This is a genomic window from Pseudomonas sp. WOUb67 (assembly GCF_050058005.1).
Lineage (GTDB): Bacteria > Pseudomonadota > Gammaproteobacteria > Pseudomonadales > Pseudomonadaceae > Aquipseudomonas > Aquipseudomonas putida_R.
In genome coordinates, this window is sequence record NZ_CP170112.1 from 3,196,356 (window position 1) to 3,219,263 (window position 22,908).

General features: G+C 64.5%; 16 protein-coding genes. 6 read left to right on the plus strand and 10 right to left on the minus strand.

The genetic code is table 11. The features are described 5' to 3' along the window. The first annotated feature begins 117 nt into the window (after nucleotides 1–117). Nucleotides 118–1,611 (plus strand): aldehyde dehydrogenase, encoded by a 1,494-nt coding sequence (locus ABOC32_RS14405; RefSeq protein ID WP_426811509.1) that lies wholly within the window; start codon nucleotides 118–120, stop codon nucleotides 1,609–1,611. 141 nt (nucleotides 1,612–1,752) lie between these two features. Here the strand turns inward: ABOC32_RS14405 and ABOC32_RS14410 are convergent, their stop codons facing one another. The 7 genes from ABOC32_RS14410 to ABOC32_RS14440 all read right to left on the minus strand — a co-directional run bounded on the left by ABOC32_RS14410 (nucleotide 1,753) and on the right by ABOC32_RS14440 (nucleotide 11,296). Continuing rightward, nucleotides 1,753–3,996, minus strand: coding sequence for a TonB-dependent receptor (locus ABOC32_RS14410; protein WP_426811510.1), 2,244 nt, complete (start codon nucleotides 3,994–3,996; stop codon nucleotides 1,753–1,755). A gap of 117 nt (nucleotides 3,997–4,113) precedes the next feature. Then, nucleotides 4,114–5,103, minus strand: a complete 990-nt coding sequence (locus tag ABOC32_RS14415; RefSeq protein WP_426811511.1) for a siderophore ABC transporter substrate-binding protein — start codon at nucleotides 5,101–5,103, stop codon at nucleotides 4,114–4,116. Beyond that, complete coding sequence (locus tag ABOC32_RS14420) at nucleotides 5,100–5,876, minus strand: ABC transporter ATP-binding protein (RefSeq protein WP_426811512.1); 777 nt, start codon at nucleotides 5,874–5,876, stop codon at nucleotides 5,100–5,102. Before ABOC32_RS14420 ends, ABOC32_RS14415 begins: the two co-directional genes overlap by 4 nt. Continuing rightward, the gene (locus ABOC32_RS14425) at nucleotides 5,873–6,814 is read right to left on the minus strand and encodes an iron chelate uptake ABC transporter family permease subunit (protein WP_426811513.1); all 942 of its coding nucleotides are present in this window, start codon (nucleotides 6,812–6,814) and stop codon (nucleotides 5,873–5,875) included. Before ABOC32_RS14425 ends, ABOC32_RS14420 begins: the two co-directional genes overlap by 4 nt. Beyond that, nucleotides 6,811–7,752: an ABC transporter permease gene (locus ABOC32_RS14430; RefSeq protein WP_426811514.1), complete on the minus strand. Its 942-nt coding sequence runs from the start codon at nucleotides 7,750–7,752 to the stop codon at nucleotides 6,811–6,813. The genes ABOC32_RS14425 and ABOC32_RS14430 overlap by 4 nt, the downstream gene beginning before the upstream one ends. Continuing rightward, a complete protein-coding gene (locus ABOC32_RS14435) occupies nucleotides 7,752–9,509 on the minus strand; it encodes an ABC transporter ATP-binding protein (protein WP_426811515.1) in 1,758 nt (585 codons plus the stop codon). Before ABOC32_RS14435 ends, ABOC32_RS14430 begins: the two co-directional genes overlap by 1 nt. After that, the gene (locus ABOC32_RS14440) at nucleotides 9,503–11,296 is read right to left on the minus strand and encodes an ABC transporter ATP-binding protein (RefSeq protein WP_426811516.1); all 1,794 of its coding nucleotides are present in this window, start codon (nucleotides 11,294–11,296) and stop codon (nucleotides 9,503–9,505) included. Before ABOC32_RS14440 ends, ABOC32_RS14435 begins: the two co-directional genes overlap by 7 nt. Before the next feature lie 109 nt (nucleotides 11,297–11,405). On the opposite strand from ABOC32_RS14440, the gene ABOC32_RS14445 reads away from it, so the two are divergent. Continuing rightward, entirely contained in the window at nucleotides 11,406–12,017 is a 612-nt protein-coding gene (locus tag ABOC32_RS14445; protein ID WP_426811517.1) for a TetR/AcrR family transcriptional regulator, read from the plus strand. A 261-nt stretch (nucleotides 12,018–12,278) separates the two neighbouring features. After that, nucleotides 12,279–15,185: an HD domain-containing phosphohydrolase gene (locus ABOC32_RS14450; protein WP_426811518.1), complete on the plus strand. Its 2,907-nt coding sequence runs from the start codon at nucleotides 12,279–12,281 to the stop codon at nucleotides 15,183–15,185. Nucleotides 15,186–15,527: 342 nt separating this feature from the next. On the opposite strand, the gene ABOC32_RS14455 is transcribed toward ABOC32_RS14450, so the two are convergent. Next, complete coding sequence (locus ABOC32_RS14455; protein ID WP_426811519.1) at nucleotides 15,528–17,240, minus strand: FAD-dependent oxidoreductase; 1,713 nt, start codon at nucleotides 17,238–17,240, stop codon at nucleotides 15,528–15,530. Between the two features lie 194 nt (nucleotides 17,241–17,434). Here ABOC32_RS14455 and ABOC32_RS14460 point away from each other — a divergent pair, with 194 nt between their 5' ends. The 3 genes from ABOC32_RS14460 (at nucleotide 17,435) to ABOC32_RS14470 (ending at nucleotide 20,251) form a co-directional block, all read left to right on the plus strand. Next, nucleotides 17,435–18,211: an IclR family transcriptional regulator gene (locus ABOC32_RS14460; RefSeq protein ID WP_043196663.1), complete on the plus strand. Its 777-nt coding sequence runs from the start codon at nucleotides 17,435–17,437 to the stop codon at nucleotides 18,209–18,211. Between the two features lie 140 nt (nucleotides 18,212–18,351). Then, on the plus strand, nucleotides 18,352–19,404 hold the full coding sequence (locus ABOC32_RS14465; RefSeq protein ID WP_426811520.1) for a Gfo/Idh/MocA family protein: 1,053 nt from the start codon (nucleotides 18,352–18,354) through the stop codon (nucleotides 19,402–19,404). 31 nt (nucleotides 19,405–19,435) lie between these two features. After that, a complete protein-coding gene (locus ABOC32_RS14470) occupies nucleotides 19,436–20,251 on the plus strand; it encodes a sugar phosphate isomerase/epimerase family protein (RefSeq protein WP_426811521.1) in 816 nt (271 codons plus the stop codon). A gap of 230 nt (nucleotides 20,252–20,481) precedes the next feature. On the opposite strand, the gene ABOC32_RS14475 is transcribed toward ABOC32_RS14470, so the two are convergent. After that, nucleotides 20,482–21,771: an MFS transporter gene (locus ABOC32_RS14475; RefSeq protein ID WP_426811603.1), complete on the minus strand. Its 1,290-nt coding sequence runs from the start codon at nucleotides 21,769–21,771 to the stop codon at nucleotides 20,482–20,484. Nucleotides 21,772–22,228: 457 nt separating this feature from the next. Next, entirely contained in the window at nucleotides 22,229–22,642 is a 414-nt protein-coding gene (locus ABOC32_RS14480; RefSeq protein ID WP_426811522.1) for a histone-like nucleoid-structuring protein, MvaT/MvaU family, read from the minus strand. Nucleotides 22,643–22,908: the final 266 nt, after the last annotated feature.

The window sequence follows — 22,908 nt, forward strand, 5'->3', positions numbered from 1 at the left end:
TGTCGCCTGATTCGCGGGCATGCCCGCTCCCACAGAGGGAGCGCGGCGCGCTTGCGGACTGTGTGGTACCTGATACCTCCGCAACAATGACCGCCACGGCGGTCGCCTGGAGTACAAATGTACACCCTCGAATTCTGGCAACAACGCGCCTCGGACCTGTACCTGCCCTCCCAGGCGCTGATCAACGGCAAACCCGTCAACGCACAGGATGGCGCCACCTTCGCCGCCATCAACCCCGCCACCAACGGCGTACTGGCCCAGGTCGCCGCCTGCGGCCAGGGCGAGGTCGACCTTGCCGTGGCCAGCGCCCGTCGGGCCTTCGAACAAGGCCCCTGGCCGCGCATGGCCCACGGCGAGCGCAAGAAAGTGCTGCTGCGCCTGGCCGAGCTGATCATGGCCCATCGCGAGGAGCTGGCGCTACTGGACTCGCTGAACATGGGCAAGCCGGTGATGGACGCCTACAACATCGATGTGCCGGGCTCGGCCCATGTATTCGCCTGGTACGGCGAGGCGCTGGACAAGCTGTACGACCAAGTGGCGCCCACTGCGGCGAATGCGCTGGCCACCATCACCCGCGAAGCCCTCGGCGTGGTCGCCGCCGTGGTGCCCTGGAACTTCCCGCTCGACATGGCCGCCTGGAAGCTCGCCCCGGCGCTGGCGGCCGGTAACAGCGTGGTGCTAAAACCTGCCGAACAATCACCGTTCTCGGCCCTGCGCCTGGCCCAACTGGCGCTGGAAGCAGGCTTGCCGGAAGGCGTGCTGAACGTGGTGCCGGGGCTGGGCGAGCAGGCCGGGCAGGCGCTGGGCCTGCACCCGGATGTGGACTGCCTGGTGTTCACCGGCTCCACCCAGGTGGGCAAGTACTTCATGCAGTACTCGGCGCAGTCCAACCTCAAGCAGGTGTGGCTGGAGTGCGGCGGCAAAAGCCCCAACCTGGTGTTCGAAAACTGTCAGGACCTGGACCTGGCGGCGGAAAAGGCCGCTTTCGGTATTTTCTTCAATCAGGGCGAGGTGTGTTCGGCCAACTCGCGGCTGTACGTGCAGCGCTCCATCCATGACGAATTTGTCGAGCGCCTGCAAGCCAAAGCCCGCCAGTGGTTGCCCGGCAATCCGCTGGACCCGGCGAGCCGTGCGGGTGCCATTGTCGATGCCGAGCAGACCGGCCGCATCGAGGCCGCCATTGCGCGTGCCGGGCAAGAGGGCGCACGGTTGGTGTGTGGCGGCCGGCGCCTGACCATCGAGGGTTCAAACAACTACATCGAGCCGACCATTTTTGCCGGTGTCGATGGCCGCATGCGCCTGGCGCAGGAGGAAGTGTTCGGGCCGGTGCTGGCCGTCAGCGCCTTCGACACGGAAGAAGAAGCGGTGCGCCTGGCCAACGACAGCATCTATGGCCTGGCGGCCTCGGTGTGGAGCGATGACTTCAACCAGGTGCACCGGGTGGCGCGGGCGTTGAAGGCCGGTACCGTGTCGGTGAACACGGTCGATGCGCTGGATGTGACGGTGCCGTTTGGCGGGGGCAAGCAGTCGGGGTTCGGGCGCGACCTGTCGCTGCATTCGTTCGACAAGTATTCGCAGCTCAAGACCACCTGGTACCAGTTGCGCGGCTGAGGTTCTGGTCATCAACCGCGTCGCCTGCTTCGCGGGCACGCCCGCTCCCACAGGAATCGCACTGCACCTGAGAGCGGTGCAGTACCTGTGGGAGCGGGCGTGCCCGCGAAGAGGCCCTGTCAGGCGCCGCAACGGGCCCGGTCAGAAGTCGACGCTAGCCGACAGCTGATAAGTCCGCGGCGCCCCCAGCCCCAAGGTCTGGGTCAGCGGCACACCCCAGTAGTCCTTGTCCCCCAGGTTGGCGATGTTCGCACGCAAGGTCACCGGCTTGCTGGCGACCAGGGTCACATAGCGGGCGCCAAGGTCGAAGATCGTGTAACCCGGAATCGACAGGCTGTTCTCGGCATTGATGTACTGCTTGGATTGCGAGGTCACGTTGCCGGTCAGGGTCAGCCCGTCCAGGCCAGGGATGTCCCATTCCATGCCCAGCTTGCCCTGCAGCTTGGGGTAGGCGGTGGCGGTCTTGCCATCGTTGGCACCACCTGCGGTCTTGGTCAGCTTGGGGTCGACATAGGCCACGCCACCCATCAGGCGCACGTCGGACAGGGGGGCGCCGAAGAAGCTCCATTCCACCCCACGGTTACGCTGCTCGCCACCGAACGAGAAGATGTTGGTGACCGGGTCGGTGTAGCTGCCCGGGCGCTTGATTTCGTACAGCGCCAGGGTGTGGCTGAACGTGCCCAGGTCGAGCTTGAGGCCGATTTCCTTCTGTTTGGATTTGTACGGCGCGAACACGTCGCCATAGTTGGCTGCGGTGATGGGTGCGGCCGCGCCCTTGCTCAGGCCTTCGATGTAGTTGGCGTACAGCGACAATTCATCGGTCAGCTTGAACAGAATGGCCCCGGCGGGGGTGGTGGCATGGGTGTCATAGCCGGGTTTGTTGCGCGCACCGGTATTGGTGTTGAAGGTGTCGGTGACCACTTCCTGACGACGTACGCCGAGGGTCAGTTGTATGCGGTCATCCAGCACCGACAGGGTGTCGGCGATGCCATAGCTTTTCAGGTCGTTTTCCGTGTGGGCAATCAGTGGCCAGGCCTCTGACACCTTTGGACCCCAGACCGGGTTGTAGATATTGGTCGTCCAGTTCGAGCCGGCGGCGCGGCGGCCGAAGTCCTTTTGCGTGTCGCTGTACTGGGTGGCATTGACCGACCATTGGTGGCCGATACCGAAGGTGTCGAAATGGCCACGCAGCCCGACCTCGGCAGAGGTCTTGTGGATCTCCATCTGCAACTGGCCCATCGCGGTGGTGAAATCGCCGGCGCTGTTGTTCACCGTGGCTGTGAGGGCGCCGCTGTAGCGATAGTCGGTCTTGCTGGTGCCGACCGCGCCATAGGCCAGCAACTGGTCGTTCAGCTCGTACTCACCGCGCAGGATGACCCCCTTGTCCTTGGTTTCCACATAGGCCCAGTTGGGGTTGAGCAGCGTGTCATTCTTGGGTGGCCTGGGCACTGGCACGCCAGCGGCCAGGCCCATGCCGCGGTTCTGGCCGCTGATGTGGTCGTCGGTATCGAACAGGTCGAGCGACAACTTGCCACGTTCGCCACGCCAGTCCAGGGCAAGCGAAGACAGCACGTTGCGCTGGCGTTGATCGTTTATGGCCGTGTCGCCGTCACGGTACATGCCGTTGAAGCGCACGCCGAACTGGTTGCCCTCGCCGAAGCGCCGGCCAACGTCCACATGGCCGCCAAGCTGGGCGTCGGACGCGTAGGTGGCGGTCAGCCGGGTCAGCGGCGTGTCGCCAGCGCGCTTGGGTATCAGGTTGACGACACCGCCCACCGAACCGCCGGGCGGCATACCGTTGAGCAGCGCCGACGGGCCTTTGAGGACTTCGATACGCTCGTACATTTCGGGTGAAGCGCGGTAGTAGGGTGCCATGCCGAACAGGCCATCGACAGTCATGTCACTGACGCTGGTCTGGAAGCCGCGGATCGAGTAGTTCTCGCTGTAGGTGCCGGTCAGGCCGTTGCTGAATACCGCCGGGTCGGTGGCGGCGATGACATCGGTGATGTCCCGGGCCTGCAGGTCCTGGATGTAGGTGTCGGTGTAGCTGACGGTGCTGAACGGCGTTTCCATGAAGTCTTTGTTGCCCAGCAGGCCCACCCGCCCGCCAGTGGCCACCTGGCCGCCGGCATACACCGGTGGCAGTGGATCGGCGGCGCTGGCCTGGGCGTCGATCAGGGTGGCGGGCAATTCCGGGGCGGCGGGTTTTTCTTCAGCGGCCTCTTGGGGAAGGGTGTTGGCTGCCTCGGCGTATGCGGCGATTGGCGCCAGTGTGCAGCTACCAAGGGCCAAGCCAATGAGTACGGCATGTGCCAGCGGGGTGCGCGGCAGCGCAGGCAATGCCAGGGCAGGGGACGAGAGTGTGTGCAAGGGACGGATGGACACGCGATGGCTCCAGAGGGACAGATGGCTGGTTGTGTTTTTGGTTTTAAAAAGCGAAGTCGTAAGGCAAACGAGAATCACGCGCTAACGCAGCGACAGGCATTTGCAAAAAGGCAGTGCCTAGTCCTGATAGCCCCTGATCACGTCATCCGCGATCAAGGCCAGTGAGGTCGGGCTGGCGGCCGTGACGTACCAGGCCTGTGGGTCGACGAACACCACGCGGCCGTGCTTCCAGGCGTTGGTCTGGCGCAGCAGGGGGTTGTCCAGGGTGTCTGCCGTCATCATCGGGCGATGCTCCATCACGGCGGTGCGGTCCACCACGTAGAGGATGTCGGGGTTGGCCTGCTGGATGAACTCGCTGGAAATCGGCTGGCCATGCAGGCCGGTATCCAGGGTGGTGGTGGCCGGCCTGACGCCCAGGTCGTTGAAGATGAAGCCGTAACGCGATTGCACGCCGAAGGCACTGAAGGCGCCGTTGTTGTGCAGCACCACCAGGGCCCGCTCCGGGCGGTCGCGGGTGACGTTGCGCGCCTGGGCCAGCCTGGCCTCCAGAGCGTCCACCTGGCGCTGGGCCAGGTCCTGCTTGGCGAACACCTGGCCAAGGCTGAGCAGGTGCTGCTTGACCACGGTGACATGCCCGGCTTCGCTGTCGCGGTAGTCCACATCGAAGTGCAGGGTCGGCGCCATTTCGCTCAGCTCGCCATAGTGGTTGGCCTGCAGCGAGGTGATCAGGATCAGGTCAGGTCGCGCCGCATGCACCCGCTCCAGGTTGGGCTGCACGATCGAGCCGACATCTGCCGTTTGCCCGGCATCCTTGTAGCGTGCAAGAAAGTCCGGCACGAAGTCCTTGGGCATGCCCGCCACGGGCACGCCCAGTTGGTCGAGAAAGTCCACTTCGTTCATGTCCAGCGCCACCGCGCGCTGTGGCAGTTGATTGATCACGGTGGTGCCCAGCTTGTGCTGCACGGTGACCGGCATGTAGTCGCCATGCTGCGCGGTTTTTTCCGTTGCCGCTGTGGCTGCCGTGGGCTCGTTGCAGCCGTGCAGGGCGAGGGTGGCGCCTAGCAGTAGCGCCAATGGCCAGCCGCCGGCGGTGTGGTTGCGGTTCATTGCTGTTCTCCGGGTGGGTTGAAGTAGTTGCACAGGCGGCCGCGCGCGCCGTGGGTGATTTCGAAATCAAGCCCGTACAGCGCGTGCAGCTGTTGCTCGGTGACCACCTGCTCGACGCTGCCGCTGCAATGCACCCGGCCGCCCTGCATGGCGACGATGCAGTCGGAGTAGGCGGCGGCGAAGTTGATGTCGTGCACCACCAGGATCACCGTGCGGCCGAACTCGTCGCACAGCCGGCGCAGGGCGCGCATGATCTGCACGGCGTGGCGCATGTCGAGGTTGTTCAACGGCTCGTCGAGCAGCAGGTAGTCGGTCTGCTGGGCGATGGTCATGGCCAGAAACGCCATTTGCCGCTGGCCTCCGCTGAGTTCATCGAGGTAGGCCTGGCGCAGCGGCTCCAGCGACAGAAAGGCAATGGCCTGGTCGATGGCCAACTGGTCTTCCCAGGTGAGCGCACCACGGCTGTAGGGGAAGCGGCCGAACGCGACCAGCTCGTCGACAGTCAGGCGCAGGTTGAAGTCCACCGACTGGCGCAGGGTGGCCACGCGTCGGGCATAGTCGCCGATGGCGATGCTGTCGATGCGTTGCCCGTCCAGGCGTATGTCACCGCTGCCCGGCGCCAGCAGCCGGGCCAGCATCATCAGCAAGGTGGTCTTGCCGGCGCCGTTGGGGCCGATCAGCGAGGTCAGCTGTCCGCGTGGGAAGCTGGCGCTTACCCCGCTCAACACCGCCTTGCTGCCATAGGTTTTGTGCAGGTTGTGGACAGTAATCATGCGGCTCCCTGTTTGCGCACCATCAGGGCGAGGAAGTAGGTGCCACACACCAGGTTCACGAGGATGCCGACGGTGGTCCTGTAGTTGAAGACATGCTCGACCAGCAACTGGGCGGCAATGAACACGGCAATGGCCACGGCGCTGCCGAGGGCCAGGGTGACCCGGTGGCGGAAGGTGCCGGCCAGGGCATAGGTGATGTTGGCGACGAACACGCCCATGAATGCCGTGGGCCCCAGCAGGCTGGTCGACACCGCGACCAGCGCTGCGATCAGCGCCAGCAGCAGGCGCACGTTGCGCCGATAGTCCACGCCCAGCGAAATGGCCTGGTCGCGCCCGAGTGCCAGCACGTCCAGCACCGATACCGCCCGGGCCAGCAGCACACACAAGCCCGCCACCAGTACCGCCGAATACAGCAGCAACTGCGGCGATGCCCGGTTGAACGACGCCTGGGTGTAGCCCAGCAGCATCGAGAACTCGCCGGGGCTGACTTTCAGCTGGACGAACTGGGTGAACGTGGCCATGACCATGGTCAGCACCAGGCCGACCAGCAGCAGGAAGTACACGTTGTTTTTGCCGTCGCGAAACAGCCAGCGGTGCAGGGCCCAGGAATAGCCGAGCATCAGCAGCACCGAGAGCAGGAAGTTGCCGTTACTGCCCAGCACTGTCAGCCCCTGCACGCCCATGCCCAGCACCAGCAGCGCCTGCAGCAGCAGGTACACGGCTTCGTAGCCCATGATCGCCGGGGTGAGGATGCGGTTGCCGGAGAGGGTCTGGAAGGCGATGGCGGAGCAGGCCACGCACACGCCACCGATCACCATGGCCGCCAGCCGCACAAGGCGCTTGGGGATGAGGTAGGCGAAGTCCGCCCCGGCGTTGACGAACACGAACAGCGTGGCCAGGGCGACCACGGCCAGCCACATGCAGTGTCGGCCTTTCATCGTTGCCTCCAGATGATCAGCCCGAGGAAGATCAGCCCGCCCAGGCCGCCTGCAGTCAGGCCGATGGGCACTTCGAACGGGTAGATCAGCAGCCGCCCGAGCAGGTCGCAGACCAGCAGCAACGCCGCACCGCCCAGTGCCACCAGTGGCAGGGTGCGGCGCAGGTTGTCGCCATGGCGCAGGGCGACCAGGTTGGGCACCACCAGGCCGACGAAGGGGATGGCGCCGACGATGATCACACTGGCCGACACCGTCACTGCTACCAGCAGCAGGCCCAACGTCACGTTGGCGGTGTAGTTCAGGCCCAGGCTGGTGGCCATGCCTTCGCCCATGCCCAGCACGGTGAAGCGTTGTGCGTACAGGTAGGTGAGCAGCACGATCGGTACGATCAGGTAGAGGGTTTCGTAGCGGCCCTGCACCACCTTGGAAAAATCACCCAGCAACCAGCCCTGCATGCTTTGCAGCAGGTTGAAGCGGTAGGCATAGAACTCCGCCAGCGCACTCAGCACGCCGCCGTACATCAGGCCGATGACCGGCACCAGCACCGCGTTGCGGGCGCGTATGCGGCGGATGATGGCGACAAACAGCAGGCTGGCGGCAAAGCACACGGCCAGTGCGAACAGCATGCGCAGCAGGGCCCCGGCCGCCGGCGCCAGGCCCAGCGACAGCAAGATGCCCAGGCGCGCGGCATCGAGCCCGCCGGTGGTGCCGGGCTCGACGAAACGGTTGCGCACGATCTGCTGCAGGATCACCCCGCATACCGCCAGCCCGACACCCACCAGTATCAATGCGGCCAGGCGTGGCAGGCGGCTTGCGGTCAGGGTCAGCCAGGCGTCGCCTTGCAGGGTAAGCAACTGGGTCCAGGCCAGCTCACGAACGCCGACCGCCAGTGAGGCTGCGCACAACAGCAGGAACAGGATGAGCCATGCAACACGCATCAGTCGTGTTCCACCCTCGCTGCCCCGATGCGCCAGCCGCTGGCGGCGTGGCGCTGTTCGAGCATGCGTGCATAGTGCCCGCCATTGGCCCGCAGTGTGGCCGGTGCGCCTTGCTCGACAACCTGCCCGGCGTCCAGCACCACGATATGGTCGGCCATGGCCACGGTGCTGAGCTGGTGCGCGATGACCACCAAGGTGCAACGCCCACGCAGGCTGTGCAGCGTCCGGGCAATCACGGCCTGGTTCTCGGCATCGAGGGCGGCGGTGGCTTCGTCCACCAGCAGTACTGGCGCTTGCCTGATCAGCGCACGGGCAATGGTGACACGCTGGCGCTCGCCACCGGAAAGCCGCGCCCCGCCTTCGCCCACGGGGGTATCGAGGCCCTCGGGCAGCCGTTCGAGGGTGTGCGCCAAGCCGGCCATGTGCGCCGCTTGCAGCACCTCGGCGTCGCTGGCATCGGCTTTGCCGATACGGATGTTGTCGGCGATGCTGCCCTGGAACAGCCAGGTATCCTGCAGCACCTGGCTGACCGTGTCGGTCAGGCAGGCGCGGGCCATGTGCCGCACGTCCGCGCCGCCAATGCGCACGCTGCCTTCAGTGGTATCGAAGCAGCGTGCAATCAGGCGCATCAGCGATGTCTTGCCCGAACCCGAGGCGCCGATGACGGCGGTCATGCTGCCTGCCGGGGTGTGCAGGTTCACGTTCTGCAGCACGTCGGGCCCGGTAGGGCTGTAGCGCAAGCTCACCCCTTGCAGGTCGATCGCGCTGCCCACTGGCCGCTGGGGCGAGGCGGGCTCTGGCAACGGCTTGGCTGCCAGGATCCGTTCGATTTCCTGCAACTGGCCATGGGCCCCGCGCAGGATCTCGACATGGCTGGCCACGTCCTGCAGCGGGTCGATGAAGCGGCAGACCAGCACCAGTGCCACGATCACCGCCACTGCATCCTGCGCCTGGCCACCCGCCTGATCGCCGAACCACAGGCCGGCGGCCACCAGCAGCGCGGCGAACGTTGCCTGTACTGCCCAGCTGTTGAGCAGTGCTGACAGCGAAGCACGAATGATCAGGCCCATGCCGCTGCTGCGCTGCTGCTCCAGGCTTTGCGTCAGCAACCGCGTGCCACCACCAGCCCCATTGAAGGCCCGCAGCACCGACTGTGCCTGGGCGAACTCGACCATGCGCTGGCTGGCGGCGGCGAAGTGCTGGTGAAAGGCCTGATCGGCGCGGCGCCCCAGGCGTGCGCTGAACAGCAGCACTGCACCCAGCGCCGGCAGCGCCAGCAGGGCGATCAGGCCCAGCGGCGGGTGCAGGATGAACAGCGCTACCACCAATACCAGCGGCGTGACGCTGCCACTGATCAAGGGTGTGAGCACATGGGCCGGCAGTTGGGCCACGGCCATCGTGCCCTGGGTGATCACATGCCCGAGCCGCGCGGTGTTGTCGGGAGTGAACCAACCCAGTGGCAGCTGCGCCACCTGGGCACCAATATGCTGACGGCCGCCTTGCAGCACCGCTACCGCCAAGCTTATGCCGGCCTGTTCCACCCGGCGTCGCCAGACCCAGCACAGCGTCATGCCGGCGGCCAGTACGGCCAGCCAGGCACTGGCAGCGCGTATTTCGCTGTTCAGCAGGTGCAGCATGATCGGCGCCAGGGTACTGATGGTCAGGCCACTGAATACCCCGTACAGCACGGTCATCAGCAGGTAACGGCGCCAGGCCGGGGCGCTTTCGCCCAGCAGTCGAACGAAGGTTTTCAGCATGCTGGCAGCGCCTTTTTCACGGTGTCCTGATACCCACCCTGCGCCCACAGCCGTGCATAAAGGCCTTGGCGGGTGAGCAATTCGCTGTGGCGCCCTTGTTCACACAGGGCGCCTTGGTCCAGCACCAGGATCTGGTCGGCATGCATCACCGTGTCCAGCCGGTGGGCGATGACCAGCAGGGTGCGACCCCGGGCGAAACGCGACAGGGCATCCTGGATCGCCGCCTCACTTTCGGCATCGGCGGCTGCAGTGGCCTCGTCCAGGACCAGCACGGGCGGGTCGAGCAGCACGGCGCGGGCGATGCTCAGGCGTTGTTGCTCACCCCCGGACAATTGCGCGTCTTCGCCCACCACCGAGTCATAGCCACGCGGCAGTTGCAGGATGCGTGCGTGAATGTTGGCCAGGCGCGCAGCCGCTTCGACTTCTTCGCGGGTTGCAGTCGGTTTACCCAGGGCGATGTTGTCGGCCACGCTGGCATGGATCAGCCGCACCTCCTGCAGCACGAAACCGATGCGTCGGTACAGTTCGCGGCTCTCGACCTGCCGCAGGTCGACGCCGCCCAGGGTGATGCGCCCGGCGTCGGGGTCGAAGAACCGCAGCAGCAGGCGCGCCAGCGTCGACTTGCCGGCGCCAGAGGGGCCGACGATGGCGGTGGTGGTGCCGGGGGCCAGGGTGAAGCTGACGTCATCGAGCACGTTGTTGCCGGGGGCGTAGGCATGGCTCAGTTGCTCCACGCGTACTTCGCTGCCGTTGGGCAGGCTGCCAACCGCAGGGGCCGGCAGCACCGGGGTGTCCAGCAGGGCCTGCACCCGCTGGGCCGCCCCCACCGCGTTGTTGAGGTCGTGGGTGATGAAGTGCAACAACTGTAGCGGCGCGCACAACCCAGGTGTGACCAAGACAAAGGGCAGTATCTGTAGCGGCGCTATCCAGCCCAGGGCCACGAACGCCATGCCTGCCAGCAGCACCACGCCCAGTACCGTCACCGGGGCGATCAAGGCATTGGCCCGTGCCATCGCCACCACCAGTGGGCGGGTGAACCCGGTGAAGGTGTCGGCAAAGGCATCGACCGCTGCACGGTAGCGGTCCTGCGCGTTGCCGCGCCCGCCGAATGCCTTGACCAGCGGCATGCCATTGACGAACTCGACCACCGCGTTGTCGATGCGCCCCATGCCTGCCACCACATCACCCATATGCGCTGAGCTGGCCTTGATGGCCCGGTGCAGAAACAGGAAAAACGCCGGGAAGGGCAGCAGCACGACCACGGCAAGGCGCCAGTCCATGGCGAACAGGTAGGCCACGGAAATCAGCACGGCGCCCACGGCGCGGCCCAGCGTGGTGAAAAAGTGCGCGGTCAGGCTGTGCAGTGTGCCGATGTCGTCCTGCATGGCCCTTTTCACGTCGCTTGATGCCCGCTCGCTGAACCAGCCGAGTGGCACTTGCATCAGGCGCTGGCCGATCGCGACGCGCAGGTGATGGGTGATGTGGTTGTCGGCCTGGTGCGCCAGCATTTCGGCCGTGGTGATCAGGGCCATGCCGGTGAACAGGCTGGCGATGCTGGCTGCGATGGCCCGGCCAATGGCGCCCGATGTGGCGGTTTCGCTCAAGGCCAGCTGCGCGATGTACGCAATGCCTGCCAGCGGTACCAAAGCCAGCATCGAACCTACAGCGGCCAGAAATGCCGACAGCGCCAACCGCCCGCGAATGGGCGAGAGTACACGGCTGAGCGGGCTGCGGGCTTTGCTGGTTGGAGGGGCGGTATCGTCAAGGGGCGTTGATGGATCGGACATGAAGCGGGCCTGGAAAGCTGCAAATTAATTAGTTGCATGACTATAAACTAATTTGCGAAAACCCGACAAGACAGCTACAAGACTGTCTTCACACAGCCTGGAGGAACCGATGCAACCACCACAACGCACACCCGGACGCGGTCGCCCTCGCACCATCACCCGTGAACGGATTGCCGACGTGAGCGTCGTCATCGGTCTGCCCAACCTCACCTTCGTGGGTGTGGCCGCTGCGTTGGGCGTAAGCCACATGGCCCTGTACAAGCACGTGCCGAACATCGAAGCACTCAAGTGCCTGGTGGCCGAGGAAGTCTTCCAGCGCTGGCAAATCCCCAAGGCAGACGGGGATTGTGCAGAAGGGTTACAGGCCTACCTGACGCGCTTTGCCGCGTCGGTACAGGCATTCGTCAAGGCGCACCCGGGGTTGACGCCGTATGTGATCCGCAGGCTGGCGGCGACAGAAGCGATGATCGACAAGATCAACGACCACCAGGCACACATCGCCCAGGCCTACGGCCTGAGCCTGGAGCAGGCGCGCTGGTTGTTGTCGACGGTGGCGTTCCACGGCTTTGCGGTGGCCGACACGGTGTACACGGTGTCGGGGCGCGAGCCGCTGCTGGAGGCCGACCGGGCTGGCGAAGAATCGGAGATGGAAGTGGAGTTGCTTGAGGGCATGCAGGCGCTGATTGTTGGCGCGCTGGTCATGCTGGAGCAGCGCGGTTGATGTGGTGGCATGGCACCGGCTGCGCCGGTGTTCGCGGGCTCGCCCGCTCCCACAGGAACCGAGTCACACCAGAGGGCAGCTCACTACTGTGGGAGCGGGCGAGCCCGCGAAGAGGCCTGATCAGGCGCTGCTCGTATTGCGGCAGGCACCGGACGTGTCAACCCCACGTTATTTTTTCGCCAACCCGGCAGAAACCCCGCCCGCACTCTACACTGCTCCGGATATCAGCCAAGGCAATGTGCCACACATGGAGTACCTGGAATGGGCTGCGTGTCGAATGGCCGTGTTGCCGGTAAAGCCGGGCGTGGTATCTCACTGCAATGGCTGATAGCGCTGGCCATCGTGCTGGGCATGCTGTTGCTCGGCGCTGCCCTGGCCTGGCAGGGTTATCGCGGCATTCGCCAGACCCTGGTCGCCGCCGCCGGCGATGCCGCCCAGCAGGTTGGCAAGACCATCGACGAACGCGCCCGGCGCCTGATCGACCCGGCGCAAAGCAGCATCCGCCTGCTGGCCCACAACCCGTCCGCACATACCCAGGCACAGCGCCTGGAACGGCTGCCACAGTTGGTCGAGACACTGGATGCCAACCGCATGCTCAGTGCTGCTTACATGGGCTACACCAACGGTGATTTCCTGTTGGTCCGCCGGCTGCGCGACCCACAGCTGCTGCAGCGCTTTGCCGCGCCGCCGGGCACCGCGTTTCTGGTGCAGAGTGTCAGCCGGGGAGAGGGCGGGGTGGTACAGGGCGAGTGGCGCTACTACGACCGGGCGTTGAACCTGTTGCAAGCCCAGGCCAAACCCGAATACCGCTACGATCCGCGCACGCGCCCGTGGTTCGCCGAAGCCAGCGCACAGCCCGGTACCGCGCTGACCCCGCCATACGTGTTTTTCACCACCCGCGAGATCGGCCTGACCATGGCGCAACGCAGCATTGACGGTGGTGCAGTGATCGGCATGGATGTTTCGGTCAACGACCTGGCCAGCGAAACCCAAGGCCTGCGCATCACCCCCGGCACCGAGATTGCTGTGGTCGACGACCAGGGCAGCGTGGTGGCCTACCCGGACTTGCAGCGGGTGATCGTGCACGAAGGGCAGGGCGTGCGCCTGTCGCGTATCGGCGAGCTGGGCGTTGCAAGCCTGCAGCACCTTTACGCTGACCAGCAGCAAGGCACCCGGGCACAGCCCTATCAGGTGGAGGGGCAGACCTGGTATGGCATGCGCATCCCGCTGACCAACCTGGCCGGGCAGGACTTGCAGGTACTGATTGCCGTGCCGGCCCATGAGTTGCTGGCCGGTGCGCGCAAGGTGCTGTTCGAGCAGTTGCTCTGGACCGCTGCGCTGATGGCCGTGCTGCTGGTGCTCGGCGGGGTACTCGGGCGGCGCATCGGTCGCCCGTTGAAGGTGCTGGCCGAGCAGGTGCAGGGCCTGGCCGGCTTCGACTTCAGCCGTGAAGTGGGGGTGACGTCGCGGGTGACCGAAGTACGCGGACTGAGCCATGTACTGAGCCGCATGTCCGGCACCATCCGCAGCTTTCAGGCCATTACCCTCGCACTCAGTCGCGAGCGCGACCTGGAGCACATGCTCGATGGCGTGCTCACCCACCTGGTGGAGGCTGCCGGGGCCGATGCCGGTGTGGTGTACCTGTTTGACGCCGAGCACGCGCTGCTACGCCTGGCCGCCTCCTGCCGCGGTGAGCAATACCCGGCCGAGCTGGCCGTGGATGAAGCTGCCCGGCCCACGCTGGCCGCTGCCGTGAACAAGGCCCTCGGGCTGCACGAACGCAGCCTGGCTGTGGTGCTGAAAGACCGTAGCCAGGCGCTGTTGGGCATCCTGGTGCTGCAACTGGACGACGCACAGGCGCGCGACCAGTTGGGCCAGCCGTTCCGGCAGTTTGTCGAAGAGCTGTCGGGTGTGGTGGCTGTGGCCATCGAGACGCGCCAGCTGGTCGAAGCCCAGCAACGCCTGATGGATGCCATGATCAAGCTGCTGGCCGACGCCATTGATGCCAAAAGCCCCTATACCGGCGGCCATTGCGAGCGGGTGCCGCAGCTGGCGCAGATGCTGCTGGACCAGGTGGTAGCCGCCGACAGCGGCCCCTATGCCAGTTTCAGCATGACCGAGGCCGAGCGCTACGAATTCCGCGTGGCGGCCTGGCTGCACGATTGTGGCAAGGTCACCAGCCCCGAGTATGTGGTGGACAAGGCGACAAAGCTGGAAACCTTGTACAACCGCATTCACGAAGTGCGCATGCGCTTTGAAGTGCTGTGGCGCGATGCCGAACTCGCGTACTGGCAAGGCCTGGCCAGCGGTGCAGATCAGCAGGCGCTGCAAGCCAACCTGGTACAAAGCCAGGCCCGCTTGCAGGATGACTTCGCCTTCGTCGCCCAGGCCAACATCGGCGGCGAGTTCATGCAGGACGCCGACATCGAACGCTTGCAGCAGATTGGCCAGCGCCGCTGGCAGCGCCACTTCGACAACCGCCTGGGCATTTCCCGCGACGAGGCCGAGCGTTTTGCAGGCTTACCGCAACCTGCACTGCCGGTAGACGAACCCCTGCTGGCCGACCGGCCGGAGCACCGCGTGCCCTGGGGTGAGCGCAAACCACCGGTGGCCAAGGGCGACCCGCGCAACCACTGGGGCTTCGACATGCGCCTGCCAGCCCATGCCAGCGACCATGGCGAGCTGTACAACCTGTCGATCCGACGCGGCACGCTGAATGACGAAGAGCGCTTCAAGGTCAACGAGCACATCGTGCAGACCATCATCATGCTCAGCGCGCTGCCGTTTCCGCGTCAGCTGAAACGGGTACCGGCCATTGCCGGCAACCACCACGAAAAGATGGATGGCAGCGGCTACCCACGCCGGCTGGGCGAGCACGACCTGGGCATTGCCGAACGGGTGATGGCGATTGCCGACATCTTCGAAGCGCTGACGGCGGCAGACCGGCCGTACAAACCGCCGAAGACGCTGTCCGAGTCGGTGAAAATCCTGGTGTTCATGGCCCGCGACAGGCACATCGACGGGCAACTGCTGCAACTGTTCCTCAGCAGCGGGGTGTACCGCCAGTATGCCGAGCGTTTCCTGCGCGCCGAGCAGATCGACGAGGTGGATGTGCCGTATTGGCTGGCGCAGATATCCGCTTCGAGCGCAGGAATGCCTGCCACCTGATGCAAGCCACGGACCATGCGCTATGTAGGAGCGGGTTTAGCCGCGAAAGGGCCGGCAGGTGTTCACCACAACAATTTCTGCGCCTGTGAGACCGAGCGCCGCCCGCGCGGCGCATCGCGAGCTACGCTCGCTCCTACGTTTGTTTCGGGCCAATTATGCCTGCGAGATTTGCGCGCGAACGCCCCGTTGCATGACACGATATCGCGTCGTATAAACCAGGCGGTCGCGCGCCTCTGGCACAGGCATGACTGGCCCGAAACAAACGTAGGAGCGAGCGTAGCTCGCGATGCGCCGCGCGGGCGGCGCGCGATCTCATAAACGCTGCAAACCTTTCGGCGAACCTCACTCGTACCCCTGCACCCCGGCTATATGCCGCCCGGCCACATAACCAAAGGTCAGCGCCGGGCCCAGGTTGATGCCACCCGACGGGTACCAGCCGCCAAACACGCTGGCCATGTCGGTACCTGCGGCATACAGCCCCGGGATCGGCTGCCCGGCCTCGTCCAGCACGCGGGCACTGCCATCGGTGCGCAGCCCGGCAAAGGTGCCAAAGCAGCCAGGCTTCACCTTCACCGCATAGAATGGCCCGTGCTCGATGGGCGCTACACAGGGGTTGGGCCCTTTGTGCTGCGGGTCGCCCTGCTTGCGGTTGAACGGTGTGGAACCACGGCCGAATGCCGGGTCCTGGCCGTTGCGGGCGTGGCTGTTGAAGCCATCGACCGTGGCGCGTAGCCCGGACGGGTCGATGCCACAGGCCTGGGCGAGTTGTTCGAGCGTGGCGCCGCGCTTGAGGTAGCCGTTGCGCACATGCGGCCCTACCGGCAGCGGTGCCGGGCGGGCATAACCCAGGCCATAGCGGCGCAAGAAGCGATGGTCGCAGACCAGCCACGAGCACACTTCTTCGTCCGACGGCACCGCCGCGACCATGGCTGACACATAATCGTAATAGCCATGCGCTTCGTTGACAAAGCGCTTGCCGTTGGCCAGCACACCAATGATGCCGGGCTTGCCGCGCTCGATGATGTGCGGGAAGTGGCCGACGCTGCCGTCACGGTGCGGCACCTGTGAAACCGGTGCCCAGGCCACCGGCGACTTCAGGTCGGTGGCGACCACGCCTCCGGCTGACTCGCCCAGGCGCAGCCCGTCACCGGAACAACCCTGGGGCGGCAGGGCCAGGTTGTCGTGGCCGCTGGCATCACGTGGGAAAAGCTGGCGGCGCCGGGCACTGTCGTTGGGGAAGCCACCGGCCGCGAGTACCACCGCCTTGGCCCGAATCTGCCGATCGCCCTGCGGTGTGCCCACCAGCACCCCGCGTACCTGGCCCTCTTCGACCAGCAGGCGTTTGGCCGGCGCCGACTCCTGCAGGTGCACGCCCAGGTCTTGTGCCGACTTGGCCAGGCGCGCCACCAGCGCCACACCATTGACCAGGTGCATCGCCCGGCCATGCCGGGCCAGGTGATACAGGTGGCGGCCAAAGCGTTTGCAGACATGCAGCAAGGCCTTGGGCGAGCGGGTCATGTTGAGGAAGGCGGCCAGGTCGACGCCGGCCATGATCGGCATGCCCATGAACGAAGTTTCGCGCATGGTCTTGCGTAAACGCGGCAGCAACGCGCCAACCTGGCGGGCGTCGTACGGCGCGGCAATCACTTGGTGCCCGCCCTGGGCCGCACCGGGTGTGTCGCCATGCATGTCCGGGATGCCGTTGCCGTCGGCAAACTGCAGCGCTGTGTGTTTTTCGAAGAACGCCACCATATGCGGGCAGGCTTCGAGGAAGGCATCCACACGCTCGGCGTTGTAATTCGCCCCCAGTTCATTGCGCAGGTAGGTGCGTGGCTGCTCGATGTCTTCCGCAATGCCAGCCCGCTGGGCCAGCGGGTTGCGTGGCACCCAAGCCCAGCCGCCGGACCAGGCGGTGGCGCCGCCAAAAACGGGTTCCTTCTCCAGCACGATCACCTTCTGCCCGTGCCAGGCAGCCGTCACGGCCGCAGCCAGCCCGGCGGCGCCGGAGCCTATGACCAGTACATCATATTCGGTATCGAGAGCAGCAGAAGGCATTGCGGCGTTCCTGTTTTGTTATTAGAACAAGGTTCCATATTTTTATTCGCACTGCTTTGGCCTGCAAGTGCATGGCAGCCTGGCTTGGCAACTACTGGGCGATAACCGGACATTTCACGGCCTCCTGGCTGCGCCCTCTACCGCTCATGTGGAATCATCTTCTAGAATCCGCAAAAAATTCAGGGACCTGTGTCATGGCTGGTAGTCAGATCGAACGCGCCTTCAGTCTTGTAGAAAGCCTTACCGGCGAACCTCAGGGGCTGCCATTGCAAACCCTGGCCGAGCGCCTGGACATTCCCAAAAGCGCGGCCCACCGCATGCTCACCGAACTGGTGCGGCTGGGCTACGTGCGGCAGAACCGCGACAACAGCCGTTATCAGCTGTCGGCCAAGCTGGTGGCCATGGGCTTTCGTTACTTGTCCAGCAACGGTGCCGACATCATCCAGCCGATTCTCGACCGTCTGGCCCAGGACAGCGGCGAACTGGTGCGCCTTGGCGTGATTGACGGTGCCCGCCAGACCTGGATCGCCAAGTCTCAGGGCGCCCGCTCCGGGCTGCGTTACGACCCGGACATGGGCCGCGATGCGCCACTGTTCTACACCGCCTCCGGGCATGCCTGGCTGGCCAGCCTGGACGATGAACAGGCGCTGCAGATGGTGCTGCGCCAGGGCATTGCCGACCCTGCGCAGTTCGGCCCGAACGCGCCACGTTCTACTGACGCGCTGCTCGCCTACCTGCACCGCGCCCGCGAGCAAGGTTATGCCTGGGTGGAGGAAACCTCGGCGATCGGAACCTCGGCCCTGGCGGCGGTGGTGCGTCGCCCGCAAACGGACGAGGTGATCGGCGTATTGAGCATCGCCGGGCCCAGCGCGCGCATGGCGCCAAGCCGCCTGGCAGAGCTGGCGCCGCTGCTGCTGGCGGCGGCGCAAGAGCTGTCCGCAGCCAGCCGGGCAAGCGAATTGTTCGCCTGAAAGCGCGTTACTGGTCGATTACCGCACAGTCTGTTCTGAGGGTTCTTCTGAAAAGCTGAACTTGGTTCTAAATTGTCGAGTGTTGATTCTGGAATCTGATTTCAGAATCGGCACAACAACAATGACAAGAGGACAGGCTGTTGAACGCACCCCTTCGTATTGCCTTGATCGGCGCCGGCATCATGGGCCGCCAGCACTCCCAGCACCTGCGCAATGTGCCGCAAGCGCAACTGTGCGCGGTGGCCGACCCCGGCCCGCAGGCCGAGGCTTTTGCCGCCGAATGCGGCGTGCCCTGTTTTGCCGACCACCGGCAGATGCTGGAACGTGTGCGCCCCGAGGCGGTAATCGTTGCCAACCCGAACAACCTGCATGTGGCTACCGCGCTGGATTGCATTGAGGCCGGCGTGCCAGTGCTGGTCGAGAAACCGGTGGGCGTGCACCTGGATGAAGTCCGTGCGCTGGTAGAGGCATCGCGCAGCCGGGGTGTGCCAGTGCTGGTCGGCCATCACCGGCGGCACAACCCACTGATCGCCAAGGCGTACCAGGTGATTGCCGACGGCAAGCTGGGCCGGCTGATCAATGTCACTGCACTGTGGCAACTGCAAAAACCAGACAGTTACTTCGACACCCCCTGGCGTCGCGAGCCGGGGGCCGGCTTCTTGCTGACCAACCTGATCCACGACCTCGACCTGCTGCGCCATCTGTGCGGCGAGGTAGTGCAGGTGCAGGCGTTCACCCGTAACGATGTACGCGGGTTTGCCAACGAAGACAGCGCGGCGGTGCTGCTGCAGTTTGCCAACGGTGCGTTGGGCAGCCTGACCGGCTCCGACGCGGTGGCCGCGCCGTGGAGCTGGGAGCTGGACTCTGGCGAAAGCCCCATATACCCGCGCCAGGATGGCCAGCCCTGCTACCTGCTGGCCGGCACCCAAGGGGCGCTGAGCATTCCCCAGCTCAAGCGCTGGCACTACGCCGAGGCGGGGTCGGGCTGGCACACGCCGCTGCTGCAAAGTGAAGAAAGCATTCCTGACGGCGAGGCGTTGACCCTGCAGTTGCAGCATTTCGTGCGGGTTGCCCGGGGTGAGCAGGCGCCGCTGATCGACGCTGCCGACGGTGGCCGCACCCTGGCGCTGATCGAAGCGATCCGCCAGGCGGCACAAAGCGGCCGGGCCTGTGCCCCCGAGCAGATTGCCTAAGCCGACCTTGACTTATATTTGGTGACTAACAATGACTGATCGAATTTTCTCCCTTGCCGCCCTGACGGTGCTCGAACTGTCCCCGCCGGACATGGTCGAGGCAGCTGCCCGCGCCGGTTACAGCCACGTTGGCCTGCGCCTGGTGCCCGCCACCGAACAGGAGCAGCACTTCCCGCTGGTGGCCGACGCCGACCTGCGCCGGCAAACCCAGGCGCGCCTGCGCGACACCGGTATCAAGGTGCTCGATTTGGAGATACTGCGCCTGAAGCCGGAAACCTGCGTGGCCGATTTCGAACCAATTCTGGCGGTAGGGGCCGAGCTGGGTGGAACGGAGCTGCTGGTGGCTGGCAACGACCCGGATGAAGCCCGTCTGACCGAGCGCTTTGCCGCGTTGTGTGACCTGGCAGCGGGGTACGGCATTTATCCGCATCTGGAGTTCATGCCCTGGACCGATGTGCGCGACCTGAGCCAGGCCATGCGCGTGGTGTCCAACGCCGACCGCAGCAATGGCTGCGTGCTGGTGGATGCCTTCCACTTCAACCGCTCCCGGTCTTCGCTGGGCGACCTGGCACAACTGGCGCCGCAACGCATGCGCTACGCCCAGCTGTGCGACGTCGCCGGCCCGGTACCGGCCGACATGGACGAAATCCTGCGCCAGGCGCGTAACGAGCGGCGCTTCCCCGGTGACGGCGATGCCGACCTGGTCAGCCTGCTGCGCGGCCTGCCACCAACCGTGCCGCTGAGCCTGGAAATCCCCACACGGCAGCTACTGGAGCAAGGCATCAGCGGCGAACAGCGCGCGCGCATGGCGCTGGAAAAAGCCATGGCTGTACTGGCTACCGTCTGATTTCGGAACCATCACTCAGGCTATCGCATCACCCTGTAGGAGCAGCCTTGTGCTGCGAAGAGGCCGGTAAGGCTAAAGTTTATCTTCGGCTGCAATGGCCTCTTCGCAGCACAAGGCTGCTCCTACAGGGCTTGTGTTTGCCCTCGCAATCGACGCTGCCCTGACAGGCCTGATCACCAGACCAAAAAAAGGGCCCGCAAGGGCCCCGTAGAGGTAAGTGGCTAGCGCCCTCAGGCGCTTTCGACCTTGCGCGGTGCCATGAAGTACATCCACACCAGCGCCAGGAAATACATGGCCGGAATCATCGTGAACAACACGGCATAGTTGTTGTTGGTGGCGGTCAGTACGCTGCCGACGATCTGCGTCATGAACATCCCGCCAATCGCCGCGCACATGCTGCCGAAGCCGAACACCGTGCTCACCAGGTGCTTGGGCGTGTAATCCATCACCAGGCTCCAGATATTCGCCGTCCACGCCTGATGCGCGCCGACTGCCAGCGAGATGGCGGCCACAGCGACCCACAGGCCGCTGGCGTTGGCGGCAAAGACGACGCTGACCATGGTGCAGGCAAAGATCAGCATCGACACCAGCCGCGCGGTGGTGGCCCGCACGCCACGCCCGATCAGCCAGGACGACAGGATGCCGCCGCCGATGCTGCCAAAGTCCGCCGTCAGCCAGATGATGATCAGCGGGATGCCCATCTGGGTCACGTTGATGCCCAGGCTGTATTGCTGGTTGAGAAACGGCGGCAGCCAGTACAGGTAAAACCAGAACACCGGCGCAGTGATCGCATAGGCCACCGCAAACGCCCAGGTGCCACGCAGGCGCAAAATACGGCTGAACGGCACGCGGGTCGGCTCGGGCTCGTCATCCTGCTGGATGTACTGCACCTCACTCTGGCGCACGCTGGGGTGGTCTTCAGGGTTGTAGTACTTCAATACCCAGAACACCACCCAGACCAGGCCCAGGCAGCCCATGGCGATGAACGCAGCCTGCCAGCCCCATACGGCCAGAATCAGCGGCAGCAGGGCCGGGGTGACCATGGCGCCGACGTTGGTGCCGGCGTTGAACAGGCCAGTAGCAATAGCCCGCTCACCCGCCGGGAACCACAACCGCACAGTCTTCACGCAGGCCGGGTAGTTGGCGGCCTCGGTCAGGCCCAGGATGAAACGGCAAACCATGAAGCCGGCCGCCGAAGTAGCCAGGCCATGGGCGCCGGTGGCCAGGCTCCACAGCAGTACGGCGAAGAAGAAGGCGCGTTTAACCCCAACCTTGTCGATCAGCCGGCCCTGCAGCAGAAAGCCTATGGCATAGCCGACCTGGAACCAGAAGTTGATGTTGGCGTAGTCCATCGCCGTCCAGCTCATCTCCTTGGCCAGCACGGGCTGCATGATGCCAAGGGCGGCGCGGTCAATGTAGTTGAGGGTGGTGGCGAAAAACACCAGGGCAAGCATGCCCCAACGGGTCTTGCCGACGCCGAAGGCGCCGCGAAGCTTGTCGCCAATCGAACCCTGGTGCATCCGGGGCGCGGCGGGGGTGGTCTTGGTGTGGTTCATAAACTGCTCGTTTCTTGAAATTGTATTCAGCTGCGGTGCTAGGGTTTGTACGAAAAGTCGCCGAGCGGCGATCAGGCAAGGCGAAAACAGGCGAGGAAGCGGAGTTTGCTAGTTGCAAATGAGCATTCCGAGCCTGTTTTCAACGCAGCATGATCGTCGCGCAGGCACTTTTCGTACAAACCCTACGGGTACGTGGCCGATTCCCAGGCAGAGGGCACGCAAGGCCGGTGCATGGTGCGCAGTGAAGGCGGCAGCGTCAATTCGAGAGACGGGCTACTGTTCGGTTACCGAACGGTTGCGTTGCCCTGTGGGCGCGGCAGGGATTCACGTCAATAAAGGGTAGAAGGCTTTCACCCTTGTTGCTTGATGGGCGCAGGTCAGCAGGGAAGGCAGGGTGTGATCGTTGTGCTGTTCAGCGTGGCTACAGGCCGGGTTTGTGCGTGCACACTGACCATGCAGTTGCCCAGCTTTCGACCTCGGCGCGGCCGTACTGCTGGATCCACAATCGCACGGTTTTCTGCAGGGTGCTTTTTGCTTCTACTTCCTCTCCGGTATGAGGGTTTATGTAGTATTTGCTTTGCCGAGCTCTGTAACGTGTGGGCAATACGGCAGAGGGCGGTTGTTGATAGGCGTTGTAATCCTGGTTTGCGATTTCACTCTCGAGGATGGTCAGTACGTTCGACAGATCGAACTGATATTCGGCAAGCAGGTTGTGGAGTTTGCTTTCGAATTCGAATTCGCGGATGAGGCGCGGGTCGATTGTTATGAAGGAGAGTTCGGATTTTTTGGTCGCGAGTAGTCGCTCGAGGGCACGGAATTCGGCGAGGCGGGACATGGTTAATCTCCATCGGGTGATGGTGTTAGTGTTAGTGGTTGCCGAATGGAAATGCAAGCGGTGAAATAATTTGAAGGATTTTTCTTGGAAGACCACCATGGCTTCGTTTTTCGTGAAGTTGTTTAGATTTATGAGTTTTGTGTAAGGGAATTCCCACGCTGGACGAACTAATAGTTTCAGGAGATAACCTTGGTTTATAGTGCCAGTGAGCACGTGCTCGGTATTTGGGCCGAAAGACGGCCCAATCACGTGACTGACAGGTTTTA

What these genes read in the sequence shown, in the direction of transcription:
- ABOC32_RS14430 (WP_426811514.1), bottom strand. Translation starts at nt 7,752, where the DNA reads ATGCGTGTTGCATGGCTCATCCTGTTCCTGCTGTTGTGCGCAGCCTCA.
- ABOC32_RS14450 (WP_426811518.1), top strand. Translation starts at nt 12,279, where the DNA reads ATGGGCTGCGTGTCGAATGGCCGTGTTGCCGGTAAAGCCGGGCGTGGT.
- ABOC32_RS14455 (WP_426811519.1), bottom strand. Translation starts at nt 17,240, where the DNA reads ATGCCTTCTGCTGCTCTCGATACCGAATATGATGTACTGGTCATAGGC.
- ABOC32_RS14445 (WP_426811517.1), top strand. Translation starts at nt 11,406, where the DNA reads ATGCAACCACCACAACGCACACCCGGACGCGGTCGCCCTCGCACCATC.
- ABOC32_RS14420 (WP_426811512.1), bottom strand. Translation starts at nt 5,876, where the DNA reads ATGATTACTGTCCACAACCTGCACAAAACCTATGGCAGCAAGGCGGTG.
- ABOC32_RS14435 (WP_426811515.1), bottom strand. Translation starts at nt 9,509, where the DNA reads ATGCTGAAAACCTTCGTTCGACTGCTGGGCGAAAGCGCCCCGGCCTGG.
- ABOC32_RS14475 (WP_426811603.1), bottom strand. Translation starts at nt 21,771, where the DNA reads ATGCACCAGGGTTCGATTGGCGACAAGCTTCGCGGCGCCTTCGGCGTC.
- ABOC32_RS14480 (WP_426811522.1), bottom strand. Translation starts at nt 22,642, where the DNA reads ATGTCCCGCCTCGCCGAATTCCGTGCCCTCGAGCGACTACTCGCGACC.
- ABOC32_RS14470 (WP_426811521.1), top strand. Translation starts at nt 19,436, where the DNA reads ATGACTGATCGAATTTTCTCCCTTGCCGCCCTGACGGTGCTCGAACTG.
- ABOC32_RS14440 (WP_426811516.1), bottom strand. Translation starts at nt 11,296, where the DNA reads ATGTCCGATCCATCAACGCCCCTTGACGATACCGCCCCTCCAACCAGC.
- ABOC32_RS14460 (WP_043196663.1), top strand. Translation starts at nt 17,435, where the DNA reads ATGGCTGGTAGTCAGATCGAACGCGCCTTCAGTCTTGTAGAAAGCCTT.
- ABOC32_RS14425 (WP_426811513.1), bottom strand. Translation starts at nt 6,814, where the DNA reads ATGAAAGGCCGACACTGCATGTGGCTGGCCGTGGTCGCCCTGGCCACG.
- ABOC32_RS14415 (WP_426811511.1), bottom strand. Translation starts at nt 5,103, where the DNA reads ATGAACCGCAACCACACCGCCGGCGGCTGGCCATTGGCGCTACTGCTA.
- ABOC32_RS14405 (WP_426811509.1), top strand. Translation starts at nt 118, where the DNA reads ATGTACACCCTCGAATTCTGGCAACAACGCGCCTCGGACCTGTACCTG.